General features: G+C 51.6%; 19 protein-coding genes, 1 pseudogene and 3 riboswitches. Of the genes and pseudogenes, 15 read left to right on the forward strand and 5 right to left on the reverse strand.

Annotated elements, in window-relative coordinates; translation table 11 throughout:
* The first annotated feature begins 135 nt into the window (after positions 1-135).
* Positions 136-594 (forward strand): MFS transporter, encoded by a 459-nt coding sequence (locus tag KVQ82_RS31850; RefSeq protein WP_224788064.1) that lies wholly within the window; start codon positions 136-138, stop codon positions 592-594.
* A 151-nt stretch (positions 595-745) separates the two neighbouring features.
* Here the strand turns inward: KVQ82_RS31850 and KVQ82_RS01520 are convergent.
* From KVQ82_RS01520 to KVQ82_RS01530, 3 genes and pseudogenes are all read right to left on the reverse strand, one after another.
* Positions 746-871, reverse strand: a pseudogene (locus KVQ82_RS01520) (ATP-binding protein); the annotation flags it as partial.
* Positions 872-1063: 192 nt separating this feature from the next.
* Positions 1064-1297 carry a BPSL0761 family protein gene (locus tag KVQ82_RS01525; RefSeq protein WP_222017664.1) on the reverse strand — a complete coding sequence of 78 codons (234 nt, stop codon included), beginning with the start codon at positions 1295-1297 and terminating at the stop codon, positions 1064-1066.
* A 71-nt stretch (positions 1298-1368) separates the two neighbouring features.
* Complete coding sequence (locus tag KVQ82_RS01530) at positions 1369-1623, reverse strand: hypothetical protein (protein ID WP_222017666.1); 255 nt, start codon at positions 1621-1623, stop codon at positions 1369-1371.
* Between the two features lie 504 nt (positions 1624-2127).
* Positions 2128-2190, forward strand: a riboswitch (Fluoride riboswitch).
* A 135-nt stretch (positions 2191-2325) separates the two neighbouring features.
* Between KVQ82_RS01530 and crcB the strand changes: the two genes are divergently transcribed.
* The 8 genes from crcB to KVQ82_RS01570 all read left to right on the forward strand — a co-directional run bounded on the left by crcB (position 2326) and on the right by KVQ82_RS01570 (position 8023).
* Positions 2326-2709 carry a fluoride efflux transporter CrcB gene (gene crcB / locus KVQ82_RS01535; RefSeq protein ID WP_222017669.1) on the forward strand — a complete coding sequence of 128 codons (384 nt, stop codon included), beginning with the start codon at positions 2326-2328 and terminating at the stop codon, positions 2707-2709.
* A gap of 12 nt (positions 2710-2721) precedes the next feature.
* Positions 2722-3063, forward strand: coding sequence for a DUF190 domain-containing protein (locus KVQ82_RS01540; protein WP_222017671.1), 342 nt, complete (start codon positions 2722-2724; stop codon positions 3061-3063).
* Between the two features lie 19 nt (positions 3064-3082).
* Entirely contained in the window at positions 3083-3613 is a 531-nt protein-coding gene (ppa, locus tag KVQ82_RS01545; RefSeq protein WP_222017673.1) for an inorganic diphosphatase, read from the forward strand.
* Between the two features lie 87 nt (positions 3614-3700).
* A riboswitch (Fluoride riboswitch) is annotated at positions 3701-3769 on the forward strand.
* Between the two features lie 84 nt (positions 3770-3853).
* Entirely contained in the window at positions 3854-5182 is a 1329-nt protein-coding gene (locus KVQ82_RS01550) for a voltage-gated chloride channel family protein (RefSeq protein WP_222017675.1), read from the forward strand.
* On the forward strand, positions 5179-5559 hold the full coding sequence (locus KVQ82_RS01555) for a DUF190 domain-containing protein (RefSeq protein ID WP_222017677.1): 381 nt from the start codon (positions 5179-5181) through the stop codon (positions 5557-5559). Before KVQ82_RS01550 ends, KVQ82_RS01555 begins: the two co-directional genes overlap by 4 nt.
* Positions 5560-5645: 86 nt before the next feature.
* The gene (locus KVQ82_RS01560; protein ID WP_222017679.1) at positions 5646-5966 is read left to right on the forward strand and encodes a DUF190 domain-containing protein; all 321 of its coding nucleotides are present in this window, start codon (positions 5646-5648) and stop codon (positions 5964-5966) included.
* Positions 5967-6357: 391 nt separating this feature from the next.
* The gene (locus KVQ82_RS01565; protein ID WP_222017680.1) at positions 6358-6708 is read left to right on the forward strand and encodes a hypothetical protein; all 351 of its coding nucleotides are present in this window, start codon (positions 6358-6360) and stop codon (positions 6706-6708) included.
* A gap of 82 nt (positions 6709-6790) precedes the next feature.
* Positions 6791-8023 (forward strand): MFS transporter, encoded by a 1233-nt coding sequence (locus tag KVQ82_RS01570; RefSeq protein WP_222017682.1) that lies wholly within the window; start codon positions 6791-6793, stop codon positions 8021-8023.
* 70 nt (positions 8024-8093) lie between these two features.
* Here the strand turns inward: KVQ82_RS01570 and KVQ82_RS01575 are convergent, their stop codons facing one another.
* Complete coding sequence (locus KVQ82_RS01575; RefSeq protein ID WP_222017684.1) at positions 8094-8951, reverse strand: phosphatase PAP2 family protein; 858 nt, start codon at positions 8949-8951, stop codon at positions 8094-8096.
* 322 nt (positions 8952-9273) lie between these two features.
* Between KVQ82_RS01575 and KVQ82_RS01580 the strand changes: the two genes are divergently transcribed.
* From KVQ82_RS01580 to eno, 6 genes are all read left to right on the forward strand, one after another.
* Positions 9274-9816, forward strand: coding sequence for a Chromate resistance protein ChrB (locus KVQ82_RS01580; RefSeq protein WP_222017686.1), 543 nt, complete (start codon positions 9274-9276; stop codon positions 9814-9816).
* A 21-nt stretch (positions 9817-9837) separates the two neighbouring features.
* Complete coding sequence (locus tag KVQ82_RS01585; protein ID WP_222017689.1) at positions 9838-10644, forward strand: endonuclease/exonuclease/phosphatase family protein; 807 nt, start codon at positions 9838-9840, stop codon at positions 10642-10644.
* A complete protein-coding gene (locus KVQ82_RS01590; protein WP_260687909.1) occupies positions 10644-11981 on the forward strand; it encodes an MFS transporter in 1338 nt (445 codons plus the stop codon). The genes KVQ82_RS01585 and KVQ82_RS01590 overlap by 1 nt, the downstream gene beginning before the upstream one ends.
* An 86-nt stretch (positions 11982-12067) precedes the next feature.
* A riboswitch (Fluoride riboswitch) is annotated at positions 12068-12130 on the forward strand.
* Positions 12131-12182: 52 nt separating this feature from the next.
* Entirely contained in the window at positions 12183-13826 is a 1644-nt protein-coding gene (locus KVQ82_RS01595) for a DNA mismatch repair protein MutS (RefSeq protein WP_222017691.1), read from the forward strand.
* Positions 13823-15322 carry a DNA mismatch repair protein MutS gene (locus KVQ82_RS01600; RefSeq protein ID WP_222017693.1) on the forward strand — a complete coding sequence of 500 codons (1500 nt, stop codon included), beginning with the start codon at positions 13823-13825 and terminating at the stop codon, positions 15320-15322. The genes KVQ82_RS01595 and KVQ82_RS01600 overlap by 4 nt, the downstream gene beginning before the upstream one ends.
* Before the next feature lie 90 nt (positions 15323-15412).
* The gene (eno, locus tag KVQ82_RS01605; protein WP_222017695.1) at positions 15413-16696 is read left to right on the forward strand and encodes a phosphopyruvate hydratase; all 1284 of its coding nucleotides are present in this window, start codon (positions 15413-15415) and stop codon (positions 16694-16696) included.
* Positions 16697-16727: 31 nt separating this feature from the next.
* Here eno and KVQ82_RS01610 read toward each other — a convergent pair whose 3' ends face one another.
* Positions 16728-17198, reverse strand: coding sequence for an HAD family hydrolase (locus KVQ82_RS01610; protein ID WP_222017697.1), 471 nt, complete (start codon positions 17196-17198; stop codon positions 16728-16730).
* Positions 17199-17201: the final 3 nt, after the last annotated feature.

Genomic DNA, 17201 nt, shown 5'->3' on the forward strand with positions numbered 1-17201 from the left:
GGCCGAATGCAATAGGGTGGCCATGTCTATGTAATTACACATATGACCCAAGCCATTGTCACTGAGCAATCGCAATCCCAAGAGAGCAGTTGGAAATAACCCCGCAACCTGGGCAGCAGTAGCCGCCATCGGTATCTGTGCAATCGCACTGGTAACGGCGGAGTTCCTACCGGTTGGGCTTTTACCGAATTCGCAAAAGATCTTTCGGTCTGTGAAGGTCAACTTGGCTTGAAGGGGACCATTCAAGGTGTGTTGGCAGCGTTTGCCGTGCTCCTGACTATTGGTGTTACAGGTCGGTTTGATCGACACCATGTCCTCTGGTTTCTACTGAGCCTGCTCGTTATGTCTAACCTTCTGGTGGCCTGCGTAACCAGTTTTAGTGTGTTGTTACTGGGGGGAATGTTTCTCGGCATTGCAGTCAGTGGCTTCTGGACCATCGGCGGTTCGCTAGGGCCAAGGTTACGTCCCGAGGCAGCGGGTAAAGCAGCGTCCATAATATTTTCAGGTGTGTCGAGGGGAAACATAGCGGGCGCACCGGCAGGTACATTGCTCGAAAATCTGATGGGTTGGCGCATGGCCTCCGGCGCATCCTAAGCTGTGGCGTTGCTGGTTGTACGCGCCTTGATTTGGTTGTTCCCCCCCCTGCGACCCTAACGCTCGTCAGGTGTCGTTTCAAAGTGAGAGAAGGCATTGTTCGGGGATGGCTGTGATTTCTATCTCCCTGATCTGAGTATTCGCTCACAAAAGCTGCTACCAGCTGGAAACGCGCGGGGAATCGCACGCGATCCTTGGCTCTGGCGATCACGATATATCCGGATTCCAGAGGTTCGCGCAGTACCTCCAACACCTTGCGATCAAATTCCGGAATTTTGCTGTTTGAGACGTCAATCACAAAAAATTGTCAAAAATACGGTGATCACCGCTCCGCCGTGATTACTCGATTTTGGTGCCCGGGTTGCCATGCAATGCAATCTGTCCGTTTCACTGTCCATTTCATTCCCTTGATTACGGAGCGCGAAAGACGGCGTTCTGTATTGACCCAGCACCGCGTTTGAAGGCGAGGTTACCAGTCTTCAGTTGAGGAGCAAAAAACGGTACCGATTGCACCTATCCCTAGATTTTTCGCTTGCTCTTCTATCCGGCCAGCCTGGAGAACATCGCGCTTGGTAGGAAAGTGGCGTAAAAGAAACTGAGCATTTTGTCTAACGCGTTCGGGCACTTCTGTGTCGCGAGAAAGTTTCGTTAAGAAATCATAGGTCTGTGCGACAGATCTGGTCCGTTCAAACGGCATCGTCATTTCAGTCTCCACCCTTCAAGGCTGCTCTGGTTGATCTGAAGGAACTAGCAATCATCATGCGGTGCCGGAATTCAATAATAAGCAAGAATCTCTGTTCGAAAGTTTGAAGAGATATCCAGTTCGTAGAGACCTTTTCTCTCTATATCCCCTAAAAAGGATATTTCACCCTCTATTTGAGGAGTTGGCCGGCGTATCGAAATCTGAGTCGAGCCGTCGAAGGCGACTTCGCTCTCACTATTTTTAGCCCATGCAAAATGCGAACTGGCGCCCTGAACATAATTCAGAACGGCCAGATCCTCTGGAAGATCCTCGGTGTGTAATTGCAATCAATTGACCAACCGTTTGCATAGCAACTGACCACCTGTTTGCATTCGACTTGACCAGTCATTTGCATTCGAAGTGACCAGCGAACTTGTCGTTGCATCATTCCCATCTTGCAGAATCACGCCATTTCTTGATCGGCGGTGAAACCGCTCTGACTACTACCCAATCTCCACAGCCGAGTGATGGCTTGTGGGCACTGGAATTTCTGAGGCGCAACCAACGCAGGTAGATCAACACGCCGGGTTGATCAGAGTTGCGGAAGGGTCACTAGGCTTATTTGGATGATGGAGGAGCCCCATAATTAACGTAACGACAGCCTCTGAACACCAAAGATCAGTAAGTATCTGCTTGAAACGCGTAAAACTCGGGGGCCAGTGAGCACCTATGGCAATTCGTCAATGAAGGCCTGACGTTACGTCCACCAAGACAGTGCCGATGCAAAAGCCATGGAAGCTACAACAAGCTGAACTACAATCCCTTGAAACAATCAACCTTGCTGCTATACGATCTGGGCAGGAGATGGCATTCCTCCTTATAACCGCCTCTGCGCTGATGATGCCTACGTAAACCCTGGACAGGGTGCGTAGGCGTGCACACCTGTCCTTCAAGCAAGGACAGACTGTGAAAAGCTATCAGCAACCATCCCGCTTTGTACTCAAATCAGCATCTCCCGGCCTGTACAGACGGCATGGAGACTTGCGTTGATGATGAAATCATTACTAGTCATAGCCATTGGGGCTTCCCTGGGTGCTTGGCTGCGCTGGTTGCTTGGCGTGAAACTCAACACCCTATTTCCAACGGTCCCTCCAGGTACCTTGATCGCTAATATGATCGGGGGCTACATCATTGGCCTCGCCATCGCTTTTCTGTCTGCGACACCATCACTCAGTCCCGAATGGCGACTGCTGATCATCACCGGCTTTTGTGGCGGTCTCACCACGTTCTCTACGTTCTCAGCAGAAACCGTCGAATTGATTCAAGAGGGCCGGTTCAGCTGGGCAATTGGAGCCATCGCGCTCCATGTCATGGGCTCTTTGGCTATGACGGCCGCAGGGCTTCTCTCGTATCAACTGTTTAGCGCACGCTAAAGGAGATTGATCATGAATGGTTTTCTGGTGATTTTTTTTACTCAGCAGAATCGACGCTATCAAGGAAAAATGCTCGGCGACTGGATCATCGACCTAGCGAAGCAGATGGGGCTGCGTGGCGCCACGCTTTCAACCGCTATCGAAGGCTTTGGGCATACCGGTCGACTTCACTCAGCTCACTTCTTTGAGCTTGCTGACCAGCCAACCGAAATTCGTTTAGCCATCACGCAAGAAGAATGTGTTCGCTTGTTCGAGCGCCTGGAGGCTGAGGATATTTCCTTGTTCTACATAAAGGCACCGATTGAGCTGGGCACCATTGGCAAAAAAGCTGACAAATCCAACAACCCATCCTGATGAAAATGGAGAAGTGAATATGAGCTATGCCGACGTTCCTGCGGGCAAAGGGATTCCTGATGACTTTTTCACCGTCATCGAGATTCCGGCAAACCACTCCCCAATCAAATATGAGGTGGATAAGCCCAGCGGACAGATGTTCGTCGACCGTTTTCTCAGCACGCCGATGTTCTATCCCGCCAACTACGGCTTTATCCCTAACACACTCAGTGAAGACGGTGATCCTCTGGACGTGCTGGTAATCACCCCTTATCCAGTTTCTCCGGGGGTAGTCATCCGAAGCCGTCCAGTGGGCGTGATGTACATGACCGATGAAGCAGGCCCAGACGCAAAAGTCATTGCAGTCCCTCACGACAAGCTCAGCTCCCTCTACCACGATGTGAAGGAGTGCAGTGATTTGCCCTCATTGCTACTGGCTCAGATTCAGCACTTTTTCGAAAACTACAAAGCTCTGGAACCGGGCAAGTGGGTGAAGATGGGGCGTTGGGGTAGCGCTGATGAAGCGCGGGAGGAAATTCGCAAGTCGGTTGCAGCCTACGTACCGAAATAGTCTGCACGGCGTACCTGCAACGACAACGAGAGGTGAGATGGGCGGTAATCAAGCCATTTTACTTTGAAATTGTTACTAGGTATGATCGGCCACGCTGGAGATGGCATTCCTCCATGAACCGCTGCGCTTGCCGCAGCTGATGATGCCTACAGACACCTGATCATAGACCAGGTCTGTAGGCGCTCGCGTTCACATTCCTTGTTTTTGGTCAGGCCCCGATTTCTTCGTGTGGCTGACCCAATGTCTCGATTCCGACGTCCTGAACAACTCGAACTTCTGCCCTATATTGGCAAGTGGCTTGTCCTCGCAGGCCTGATTGCTTTCCTGGCTGGCACCGCTTCAGCTTTCTTTCTGTTTGCTTTGGATCATGCGACCAACTGGCGTGAGACTCATCGCTGGGCGATTTGGCTGCTTCCAATAGCAGGTTTCGCCGTCGGCCTTGTGTATCACTTGATGGGTAAAACCGTCGACGCCGGCAACAACCTGATCATCGATGAGATTCACGATCCCAAGAAGGTTGTGCCATTGCGCATGGTCCCGCTGATATTGGGCGGTACGGTCGTATCCCACTTGTTTGGTGCCTCAGTCGGTCGTGAGGGGACGGCAGTGCAGATGGGGGGGGCGCTTGCAGATCAGCTCACGCACCTGTTCCGTATGCGCCGTGAAGATCGCCGAATAATATTGATGGCGGGTATTGCCGCTGGTTTTGCTTCGGTGTTTGGAACGCCATTGGCCGGTGCGCTCTTTGGGCTGGAGGTGCTTGCGATTGGACGTATGCGTTACGACGCATTGTTTCCGTGTGTGGTTGCCGCAATCGTGGCCGACCAGGTAGGTCAGGCTTGGGGAGTGCTTCACACCCACTATGCGATTGGTGAGGTTGTACCAGTAGCGTTCTGGAGCGTAATGGCGGTGGTGGCTGCCGGCATCATCTTTGGCCTTACCGGTTTGATTTTCGCAACAGCTACGCAAAAGCTCAGTGCATTTGTTAAACGCTGGATCACCTACCCACCCTTACGTCCTTTTGCAGGCGGGGTCGTCATCGCGACTGCTGTATGGGCGCTTGGGACTTACCAATACATTGGGTTGGGCATTCCAAGCATTGTTCAGTCATTCGAGGTGCCCATGGCTCCATGGGACTTTCTCGGCAAGCTGGTGTTTACCGTCACTTCGCTGGGGACTGGTTTCAAGGGTGGTGAAGTAACCCCTCTCTTCTATATCGGCGCAACGCTGGGGAATGCCTTGGCACCGCTGTTACATCTGCCATTTCCGATGCTGGCAGGAATTGGTTTCGTAGCAGTGTTCGCGGGTGCTGCTAACACGCCATTGGCAACCACTGTCATGGCCATGGAACTCTTCGGGCCGGAAATCGGCCCCCTCGCCTCGATTGCATGCATAGCGAGCTATCTCTTCTCCGGACACACCGGCATCTACCACGCGCAGCGACTAGGTCACAGCAAGCACCGTCGCGAGCTGCCAGAAGAGTTACGTCTGGCGGATATCAAGCAGTTCCGTAAGAACAACCCACCGAAAACCGAACAAGAAATCACCGTCCTGGACGAAGCACAATGACCATTAAAGCATCGAAGAAACACATTACCGCGCTGCATCTGTACTTTCCTGCTGCGAGCCGCGCCAAGGTTACGCGGTTCTGGCATCGCCTCAGCCCTCCGGTACTGGCCCACCATCTTTTGAATGTCGCCCGACGTGCAAATATCAAGCAGGCCATGCTGCGGTCAATCAGCGCTGGTTACCTTCCGGGCCAACGTCTGTCGCACCACCACCCCGAAGTGAGTTCGATGCGCCATCCGCAATGTCTGGAATTGTTGGACACGGAGGAGCGTCTGCGCGCGTTCATGCATGAGCACGCCGAAGAGTTACGCAAGGTCAGAGCGGTGCTGTTGCTGTGCGAGTTGCCGCTTGAGCAGGGCGAATTAATTTTGGATTAAAGAGCAATCCAGCCGCAGGGAACGCTAGTCGCTGCTGCGAGAGCCGCCTCACTTCTCTAATTCGTAATCGTCGAAAGGAAGTACCCATGAAAGGCTATCAACTTACGTTTTTCACTGAGCAAAACGCCCGGCACCAACATAAACCGATGGGCGAGTGGCTACTGGATTTTGCCAAGCAGCAAGGTGCACTGGGCGGCACATTGGTAACGGGGGCAGAGGGTTTTGATCAGGCAGGACACTTCCATTCAGCGCATTTTTTTGAGCTTGCTGATCAGCCTATTGCTGTCACCGTTTCGATGGACGAGAAAGGCTGCCAAAGACTCCTGACTGCCCTGGCACAAGAGCATGTCGATGTGGCGTACGTCAAAGTTCCGGTCGAGTACGGACGCATCGGAGCGGCATCGTGATAAGTGGTAAATATGCGCAATCTCATAAAACAACAACAGGAGACACGTCATGTTAAGAGTTCGATACCTTCGTCCTGAACCTACGGTTAACGATTGGGCCCGCGAACACCAGCGACTACTCGTAGGGTTACTACTCTGGGCATTCGCGATGTTATGGATCGCCGGAACAGGCCAAAACGTGACCAAAACGGGTTGGTATACCCTCAGTTCTGTGGAGGGGGCATTGGTTCTGACACAGATGATTAGTGAGGAAGCATGCAAAGCAAATGTATTGGGTGGTGCCCTCGCGTGTGTGTCAGGTGTGGAGACGGTGGGCAATGATTCTGAGTAGCTTTGAATTGTCGTCCTCCTTGCTCACAGTTAGGGCGACCGAGCTATGCGGAGGCTGGTCATGAAAGTTTATGTGACCAGTCTCACCCTTGGCTCTGTAGTCGGATGTCTATGCACCAGCTCGATGCCTGGCTTGGTGGGGCTTTTTCTCGCTAGCATCGTCATGAGCTTCTTGATCAGCCGCCTAATACCTCATCGAAGTACTCGATTTGAGGCTTTGACTTGTTATTGCCTGGGCGTTCTGGCTTTTTCGCAAAAGATGTCGCAGTTATTGAGCATGACCTCGAAAGGCGAATACGCCTCAGTTTTTTGGGAACTACCCGAATTAATCATCGGTGTGCTGTTGGTACCCTTAATGGGCATTATCGCAGTGCACTTAATAAACCTCTTGATGGAAGATCGAATTTATTGAAGTTGTCACTCATTCATTTTTGTCTGAGAAATTGTCAGCCAAGGCCATTGGGTCCGGCTGATGATCAAAAAGGTGAGTCGCCATGGCTATACCCAACCAAACTTTTGCGAAACGTAAAGAGCTTGGCAGTCGCCTTGCGATGCGGTTCGTGCTGCTGATCGGCGTACTTAGCTTTTTCGCCGACCTTACGCACGAGGGCTCGCGAAGCATCCTGGGTCCGTTTCTGGCCTCGATGCAGGCGAGCGCTTTTGTGGTCGGCGTAGTAACTGGTTTCGGCGAGTTGGCCGGGTATGGGCTGCGCTATTTCTCGGGACGATTTGCCGACGCAACGGGCCGATTTTGGCCCACGGCAATCACCGGTTATGTGATTCAGATGTCCGCAGTGCCTATGCTGGCGCTGACTCATAATTGGCAGAGCGCTGCCGTGTTTATAATCCTTGAGCGGATTGGCCGCGCGATTCGAATGCCGCCGCGTGATGTAATGCTCTCGTATGCGGCCAAACATATTGGTGGTTATGGGTGGACGTTTGGCATCCATGAGGCGTGTGACCAGTTCGGCGCCATGTTCGGCCCGTTACTGATGGCTATCGTACTGACCCATTACGGTAGCTATCGAATGGCCTTTGCTGTGCTGCTCGTGCCCGCAGCACTCAATTTGATTTTCGTGCTGATTGCTCGACTGATCTACCCTCGGCCGCAGGAACTGGACGAAGGCTTAGCTCAGGACGCTAGAAATAGGGGCTTTTCGCGTACTTTTTGGATTTATTTGATGGGTGCCTGCCTCGTGGCGATGGGCTTTGCAGACTACCCGCTGCTGGCTTATCACTTCGCCCACACCGATGCGATGCCCTCGCAGTGGATCGCCATTTTCTACTCAGTGGCAATGGCGGTCAGCGGTGGCTCGTCGCTGCTATTTGGTCGGTTATTTGACCGCTTTGGGTTTCGAGTGCTGGTTGTGCTCACGTTGTTCGCCTCGTTATTTGCTCCGCTCGTGTTTCTCGGAAGCTTCAAGTTGGCGCTATTGGGCGCAGCGATCTGGGGGATGGGCATGGGGGTGCACGAGTCGATCATTCCTGCGGCGGTCACACCGCTGGTGCCAAGCGAGCATCGCGCCGCTGCCTTCGGGCTTTTTACCGCTGGCTACGGCATTTTCTGGTTTATCGGCAGTGCGGTGATCGGATTTCTCTACGATCGATCAATCACTGGAACCATCGCGTTTTGCGTGGTCACCCAACTGCTCGCAATTCCCTTGTTCATATGGGTGTGGCGGCACTACCCATCTGTATCTCAGATCCCGGAGGAAAAAGCGGCATAAACACCATAATCGGTGTCCGTGTTACTTGACCAGTTCAAAGCGCGCTCCTATGAGATGTTCATAGGGCTGGTTACGCCAACGCTCGAGTTTGTTGCGCGCGCTTCATTTCAAAAATAACGCAGCCTATCAAAAGCCAAAAACAGCCGGTTAAAAATCCGGCGACAACGTCGCTCAGGTAATGAAGGCTCAAAAATATTCGACTGAAACAGATGGCGCCGATTAAAACTGCCGACCAGAAACTGGCTTCATATCGTTGTTTAAAATTCGGTAAATCCCGGGCTATTATATATCCAATAAAACCGACAACCGCAGTTGCCGCAGTTGCGTGTCCACTTGGGAAAGAGGGGTTCAACTCAGTGATGCCATCCAAGAATGATGGTCTGGAGCGGTCAACAGCATACTTGATGATCCAAGTAGTAATCTCCGCGCCCATGAATGTTGTCCAGAATGGGAGCAGTGCTTGGCGACGATTAAATGACCAAAGCAATGCGGACGAAACAAATACCGTCAAGCCCATTACTGCAATAGTACCAAGGGAGGTCACTTCTACGAATAATTTAACAAGCAATGGAGAGCGAAAGGGGGCGAAAAAAGAGTTTACCGTCTGGTCAAGAGTTGCGAGGCTGTCGCTGAGCAGCAGCGCACTTAGTAGCGCCACCATCAAGGCAACAATTATGGCCGCCAAAAAAAATAAAATTGTTATCGGCAGTCCGCAGAACTGGTTGGGGTTTAGTCTCCTGGCGATGTAATGAACGCGATGGAAAGGTTGTATGGTTTTTTGTTTGTTGACTGCTGTATAAGCTGATTGAATTAATATTTTTCCTTTTTTAATTGTGTATGCAGTTATATGTTGAAATATTATTCGCATTGTCAGGATCACTGCAAAACTGATCAGTAGCGTAATCAAAAGGTTTGTTTTTTCAATCATGAACTGCCCTTGTTTTTGCGGCGGACTTCAGTGGTAGTTTGTTACGGCTTTTTTAGTTTGATTCACTACGCGTGAAGGATATGTGAAATGACCAAAGCCTTTATGGATCTCGGCGAGCGCGCGAGAGTTCTCTCGCTATCGACATGGATCCGTTCATCTCAAGGCCCCCCTGCCGACCCACGCTCATGCTCCCCAACAGTAACCGTTGCGCTCGCATGAGCGGCCTTGAGCTAGCGAGCTAGCCTGAAATGTCAATTTGGTGCACTATAAAGTCATTGATTCGACACTTGAAATGTAACGGTCGTAACATTAGGATTGAGCAATGAAGACACAAAATTGGTTACTGCTTACGTACAAGGTCCCATCCGAGCCTGCCAAAAAACGCATCGGATTGTGGCGAAAACTCAAGGGTATGGGAGCTGTCTATCTCCAAAACGGGGTATGCCTTCTGCCTAAAAGTGACGACCACGTCCGACGGCTGAAGATGCTGGAAAACGATATTGCGGAGATGGCGGGCGAGTCGGTCATTTTGGAAACTATTGCGCTTGATCGTTCCCAAGAAGAAAAAGTCGTGGGTCGTTTCAAGGCAGACAGAGACGAGGAGTACCAGGAGCTTTTGGATAAGTGCACTGATTTCGAAGCTGAAATTGCAAAGGAAACGGCCGCCGAGCACTTCACCTATGCCGAGTTGGAAGAAAACGACGTGGATCTGAAGAAGTTGCAGGCATGGCTCGAAAAAATTCGAAAACTCGATTTCTACGGCGCCACCTTGTTCCACGAGGCAGAGCAACGGCTACTGACCTGTGAATCGCTCCTCGATACCTACGCTCAACGGGTATTCGAGGCCCAGGATGAAAATCGCTAGCCACACTTAAAGGGGAAATCCGTGAAACTGACTGTGCTGACTTACAACACTCTGTTTGGTGGGCGAGACGGTGTCGATAATCGCCGTGCACAGGCCCAGACCGAATTGATCAACGACCTGAAGCCTGATGTATTTCTCATGCAGGAGGCTAAAGGCTTTGATCTTAACGGGAGCGCCCTGCTTTATGAGTTGGAGCAGCGTTTGGGGATGCGAGGTTTCATGGCGGCTGCACCGCGTACCGGGCAGAATGTGGTGATTTTTATTCGGTCACCTTTGCAGCCTCTGAGCTTTGAATCGGACAGTGCGCACTTTCACCATGCACTTGCCACGCTGAAAGTTTCGATACCTGGAGTTTCTCGTACACTGACATTCATCTGTGCGCACCTTTGCCCAAATGGTCCGGCCGTAAGGCGTCGAGAAGCGGCTTATCTGGCCGTTCAGGCGAACCCCGATGTCTATACGCTATTAACCGGTGACTTCAACTCATCCTCTCCCCGAGATCCTGAACCGGTCGGGTTCCACGAGTTACCCCCACATCATCGCTTCCGCTATCTCTCAGATGACTTGAGGAGCGTCGACCATTCGGTGATAGCGGGTCTCGAAGCTGCGGGATGGATCGATATCGGATACACGCTAAAGCAAAGCCAGGTACCAACAGTTCCCGCAGCTCAATTTATCGGCACTGAGTTTGCGCACATGCGATGTGACTACATGTTTGCGTCGCACGCGTTGGCAGGGTTTGCGCGGACCTATGAAGTGATACGCAGTCCTGTGACGGACATGGCATCTGATCACTACCCCGTATTGGCAACCTTCGAGATTGACTAATGATTCCTCATACGCTCGCCCAACGTTTGGGGATTAAAGCTCCTTACTACAGAGACGCCAAAATGACGAAACCGGACGAAAAATCGATTGAGGCCAGTGCCGCCGCAGAGATCGTTACATCCCCAGAACCGTCATGGCTCAACCGGACAGTGGTGGGTGCAGGATTGACCAGCGCACTGGGGGATTTTTGCTACGAAACAACGACGGTCATCCTGCCTGGTTTTCTTGCCGTATTGGGCGTGCCAGCCGCGGCACTGGGGATTATCGAAGGGGTCGCCGATGCCCTAGTGAGCTACACCAAAATGGTGTCAGGCTACATTGCCGACAAGCTGGGCCACCGCAAACTTTTGGTTCTAGTGGGCTACGGCTTGACTCCTGTTGGTCAAATATTGCTGGCACTGGCTTTGGGCTGGCCGCTGATCCTTGTAGGTCGTTTAATCTCATGGTTTGGCAAGGGATTACGAGGCCCGCTGCGCGATGCCATCGTGATCCAGGCGGTGACGCCTGAGACACGCGGGCGTGCCTTCGGCTTTCACCGGGCAATGGATACGCTGGGGGCCGTGATCGGCCCTTTACTGGGCGTTGCGATACTGGGTTGGGCTCAGACAATGCCTTGGGAGGATGCTGCGGGACCATTTCGCTTTGTGCTGTGGCTCAGCGTGATTCCTGGAGCGCTGGCGGTACTCGCCTTCCTGACCCTAGTGAAAGACCCTGAGCACTCACGTAACCCCGAGCTGAAGTTTTTCGCAGCACTTCGACAGTTGCCTACACGGTTCAAGCGCTATCTGGGTGCAGTGGGTGTCTTCGGCGCAGGCGATTTCTCCCACAGTCTGCTGATTCTCGCGGCGACACAACTTCTCACTCCGTTAATGGGAATCGTGCCTGCGGCACAAGTTGCCGGGCTTCTTTACGTCTGGCGGAATGTGGTGCAGGTCGCCGTTTCCTATCCAGTCGGCATGCTGGCAGATCGTTTCGGATCGCTACCCATGTTGGTGGCGGGATACGCGCTGGGCACCTTGACTGCGGTTCTTACTGCGTTGGCATTCTTGGTCAACCTGGATGGCATCGCCATGTTGACCATTATCTTTTTCGTCGCAGGCTTGTATGTCGCCGTGCAGGAGGCGCTGGAGTCGACGGTGACGGCGGATATGGTGAGCAGTGAGACCCTGGCCATGAGCTATGGCGCGCTGGGCACTGTCAATGGCACAGCCAAGTTGATTGCCAGCACCGCAGTCGGCGTACTCTGGACCGCCATTTCGCCAATATTTGCCTTTGCTGTTGCGGCATTCTTAATGGCCGCTGGAACCTTAACGTTGGCCCGTCTCAGGAGGTCATAGCTGCGAGAAACGGGAGAGCTCTCTGCATGCTAGTCGTCGAGCGGACACATACTTCTTGTGCGTGGCCCCACAAAATGGTGCTACGCTGGTTTTCAGGAGATGGCATTCCTCCTTTTTAACCGCCTTGTGCTGATGATGCCTACGTAAACCCTGGACAGGGTGCGTAGTGTTGCGTCCTGTCCGCTTTACGAGGACAGGACAATGGACCTAAAGGTCTCGCATACTTCTGGTATTGATGATGTAGAGCAAGCTGCATGCTACATCTGCCCGCCCCATATCACTTCCGGCCCTGTGTGCAACACAGAGCCTTCCCTTGCATTTCACAGCATTCTCTTTCCCGGTCAGGTTGACGCTAATATCTATCCAGTTCAGGTGTCTCCGAACTACTTAAGGGACTTGAACCTTGATCAGATTATTGATGCGGTCATAGGCAAAGATGAATATGCTTTAAGGCAATTATTTTATAGCCCTCTAGACACTCTTGATAAGGTTTTGTATCGCCAGGAAGTCATGAGGGAAATTGAAAGCTCGCCCGTTCGGGCAGATATTGAGTTCTTTTCAAGCTCTATGCGTGTGATGCGAGAGCAACTGGCTCAGGCGGAAAAGCTCTATTATAAACTTCAGAAGGAACGGTACTTCTTAACTGCAGTAGAAATGTACTGTGAATCGCTTGTTTGCTTTGAGAAAAGCCTGAGTGCCTATCTTTTTACGTCACGAGGATTAAGGCGAATTCAAGCCTATTTGAACAGTTATGTTGCTTCTGTGCAATTTGTGACGCTAAAAACTGAAGCGGGACGGCTGGCATCTAAGTTGTCGTCGATAGAGTACAACCTCTTGATAAAGGATGACCAGGTTGCCGTCAGGCATTACGCTGCTGAGGTTGATTTTAGTGTTCTTATCGATAGAACGTTCGCTCGGTTTCGCCAGAAAGATGTGAAAGACTATAAATCAAAATTTATAGAGTCACCCAATATGGATCATGTTGAGGCCGGAATTCTAGAGCGGGTGGCGAAGCTATTTCCTGATGTTTTTCTGGAGTTGGAAAATTACTGCATAAAAAACCACCACTATCAAGATGAGCTCGTTGTTAATTTCGATCGTGAAGTCCAGTTTTATATGAGTTATCTGGCTTACCTGTCTCCTCTCAAGCTGGCAGGATTAAGCTTCTGTTATCCGAAAATATTAACAAATAGTAAGGAAGTAAATGCCATTGGCTTTTTTGATTTGGCATTGGCAAAAAAACTGGTACGAAATGATATATCTGTTGTGGGCAACGACTTTTACCTCAAGGAAAATGAACGGGTATTGGTCGTCTCTGGCCCCAACCAAGGCGGCAAGACCACGTTCGCCCGCGCCTTTGGGCAGGCCCATCATCTGGCCGCCCTTGGGTGTTCGGTTCCCGGCGTTCAGGCAGAACTTTATCTGTCAGATAAAATCTTTGCGTTATTTGAGAGGGAGGAGGACGTTAAGAATTTGCGAGGAAAGTTACAGGATGACTTGGTCAGGGCCCGAGAAATATTAAAGGCTGCAACGTCGAAAAGTATAATAATCATCAATGAAATCTTTTCCTCAACAACCGCCAGTGATGCCGAGTTTCTAGGGCGCAAGATTATGGAGCGGATCTTAGGTTTAGACGTGATTTGCGTCTGTGTGACCTTCATTCACGAATTGTCGTTTATCAGCGATAGCACAGTAAGCATGCTAAGTACGGTCGATGAAGACGACCCATCAAAGCGCACCTTCAAAATTGTGAGGAGGCCTGTTGAGAGGTTTATGTACGCGTTGGCCATAGCCAAAAAACATCGACTCACCTACGACCTCTTAAAGGAGCGCATCCCATCATGAAAGCGTTCTTAATGCACAGATCTCGGGATTTTGATTTAAACCAACCACTTCCTGAAAACGAAGCGGACTTGTGTCAGGACCTCGAGTTGGAAACCCTTTTTGACACCATGGCTCGAGGGGATAAAATCCTGGGGGGCGTTGCTAAGGTGGCTGTGTTGTGCGGATTGAAAATGGAAGTGGATGAGATTGTTTTTCGTCAGGACGTTCTGAAGGACTGCTTGAATAATTCCGAGGTCATCAAAAGCATTTATGCTGTCGCAGTAAAGGCTGTTGAACTTGAAAAAAGTATCTATTTGAGCATTTTTAGTCGATATCCAGTCACGATCATGCACCGGTCGTTAAAGTTACTCGGCATGCAAACAGAAATGCTAAAACAGCTGAGGGATATTGCCGATGAGCATGCTGGAAAATTTAGCTCTGATGGTTTTTCATTGTTTTTTGATGTCATCAAAGATGAGATCTCTGACGAATATTTTAAGGAGATGGGGGCGCACCTTACGGAGCTTGAATTGCCGAAGGGATTTCTTGTCAGTGCACAGCTAGGAGCCGGCAATAGAGGTATTAATTACACGCTCAGAAAACCTACCAAGAGTAACGATCCCTGGATTAAAAGGATTTTTCAGAAAGCCCCCATTTCTTACACGCTCCATATTGCCGAGCGTGACGAGACTGGAGCAAGGGCACTGTCAGAATTAAAGGATCGAGGTGCGAACCTTGTAGCAAATTCGCTCGCGCAAGCAGCAGACCATGTCACCAGCTTTTTTGAGATGCTGCGCATGGAGCTGGCTTTTTACATGGGATGCTTGAATTTACACGAGCAGCTAACGCAGAAAAAACGTCCTGTCTGCTTTCCGGTACCGACAGCTCCTGATCAGCGCACGCACAGGTTTGACAGCCTCTATGACGTCTGCCTGACGCTCATCTCGCGCAGCCCGGTTACCGGAAACGATGGGGATGCGGATGGCAAAGACTTGATCGTAATTACGGGGGCAAACCAAGGTGGAAAGTCGACGTTTCTTCGTAGCGTGGGTATCTGCCAGCTCATGATGCAAAGCGGTATGTTTGTGCCCGCAAAGAGCTATTGCGCCAATATTTGTGATGCGCTGTTCACCCACTACAAAAGGGAAGAGGACAGCACGATGACCCGCGGCAAACTGGATGAGGAACTGAGTAGATTCAGTCATCAGGCCGACCTGATTACCTCCCACTCCATGCTGCTTTTCAACGAATCGTTCGCGGCGACCAATGAACGCGAAGGATCGGAAATTGCGCGGCAGATTACCCGGGCGCTGATTGAAAAACACGTTAAGACCTTCTTCGTTACACACCTCTATGATTTCGCCGAAAGCATCTACGCACTACGGCTGAAAAACGCCATGTTTCTTCGAGCCGAGCGGTGTGATGACGGGCGCAGGACGTTCAAACTGATCGAAGCTGCACCACAATCTACCGCTTACGGGACAGACCTCTATAACGAGATTTTTTTGAATCCTTAAAGGGCTTGGGACCGTCGCAATCGAGCATGGTCGCGACCCGGTTCCCACCACGACAAGCAAGCTAACCCTGATCGCAAGCTGGAGATGAGTATGAAGACTGCCATTCAAACCATTCACGCTAGAGAAATCCTGGACTCACGCGGTAATCCAACGATTGAGGTCGATGTCCTGCTTGCGGGTGGGGCGCAAGGACGCGCCTCTGTACCGTCGGGTGCGTCCACGGGGGTTCACGAGGCAATGGAGCTACGTGATCAAGACCGAAAACGATATCAAGGCAAGGGTGTAAGAAACACAGTCCATTCTGTGAATACCGAGATGGCGAATGCCTTGCGAGGCAAAGACGCTCTGGATCAGACCGCGATAGATCGATTGATGATTGAGCTGGATGGGACTTCGAATAAATCCCGGCTTGGCGGCAATGCCATTCTTGGGGTCAGCTTGGCCGTTGCGCGGGCAGCGGCAGTCGCCTCTGAGCAGCATTTGTTTCGCTACCTGGGCGGTGCTGATGCCAAGCGCATGCCCGTTCCGATGTTCAACATTCTCAATGGCGGTGTGCATGCCAATTGGCAAGGGCCTGACTTCCAGGAGTTCATGATCGCCCCGACCGGTGCTAGTAGCTTTGCTGAAGCCTTGCGTTGGGGAGCTGAGGTTTATCACCAGTTGAAGATGGTCTTGAAGGAGGAAGGTTATTCCACGCTGGTGGGTGATGAGGGCGGTTTTGCTCCGGCGCTAAAGCGAAACGTAGACGCGGTGGAGTTGATCCTCAGGGCCATCGAGGGTGCCGGGTATGTGCCAGGTGATCAGTTCGAAATAGCCATTGATCCGGCCTCAAGCGGCTTCTATGAAGATGGCCTTTACCACCTGCATTCCGAGGGACGAAAAGTCGGTGCCGAAGAACTCGTTGCCTTGTATTCAGATTGGGTCGACAGGTACCCGATTGCAGTACTTGAAGATGGTCTGGCCGAAGATGATTGGGCTGGCTGGAAACTTTTGAACACTGCCCTGGGCGAGCGAATAGAACTAGTAGGTGATGACCTGTTTGTCACGAACGTGGAGCGTATACAGCGCGGCATCAACGAGAAGGTCGCGAACGCTGTGCTGATCAAGCCCAATCAGATCGGCAGTCTTACTGAAACGAGAGCTGCCGTCGAGCTAGCCTATAAAGCCAACTGGGGGGCGATGGTTTCGCACCGGAGCGGGGAAACGGTTGACAGTTTCATCGCCGATTTGACCGTCGCCCTGGGCACTGGGCATCTCAAAACAGGCGCCCCCTGCCGTGGAGAACGAGTAGAAAAATACAATCAACTGTTGAGGATTGAAGAGGCACTAGGAGACTCGGCGATCTACGCCGGTCATCAAGCCTTCATTCGCTAGTACGCTCAGACCGCGCCGTCTTGTATCGGCCTCATGTCCTGAGGCTCGCGATAAGGCGACGCGGTTCCAGTAACAAGTCGAGAGCCAGTTGGACGCTTTGCACGACCAAATCAGCCCTTGTCAGGGTATTCATTGCGACACCTTCTCCTCCCATGACCGCGATCCCCAGCGCAGCTCTAGCTAACATGTGACGATCATTGCTGCCGTTACCAATGGCGACGACTCCGGCTGCACCCAGGGTGCGTAAATAGTCTTCCTTGGCGATGCCCTGGTCCTTGACGGGAAGAATCATCAGATTGATATCCAAAGGGCTGAGTTGTTCTTGTGCGGTGCCGAATGTGTCACCTGTCAGCACATGGATGGAAACCTTTGAAGACAGCGCCTGAAGCTTCTCCTGCACGCCCTCAAGCAGAGTCCCATCGAAAGCCAGCGTGCCGTTGTAATCGCACACCAAGTGTTTGAGTTCCAGCTTGCCTCGGCCTGGGATATCAATCGATAACATATT

The organism is Pseudomonas sp. AO-1 (assembly GCF_019775695.1).
Taxonomy (GTDB): Bacteria; Pseudomonadota; Gammaproteobacteria; order Pseudomonadales; family Pseudomonadaceae; genus Aquipseudomonas; species Aquipseudomonas parakoreensis.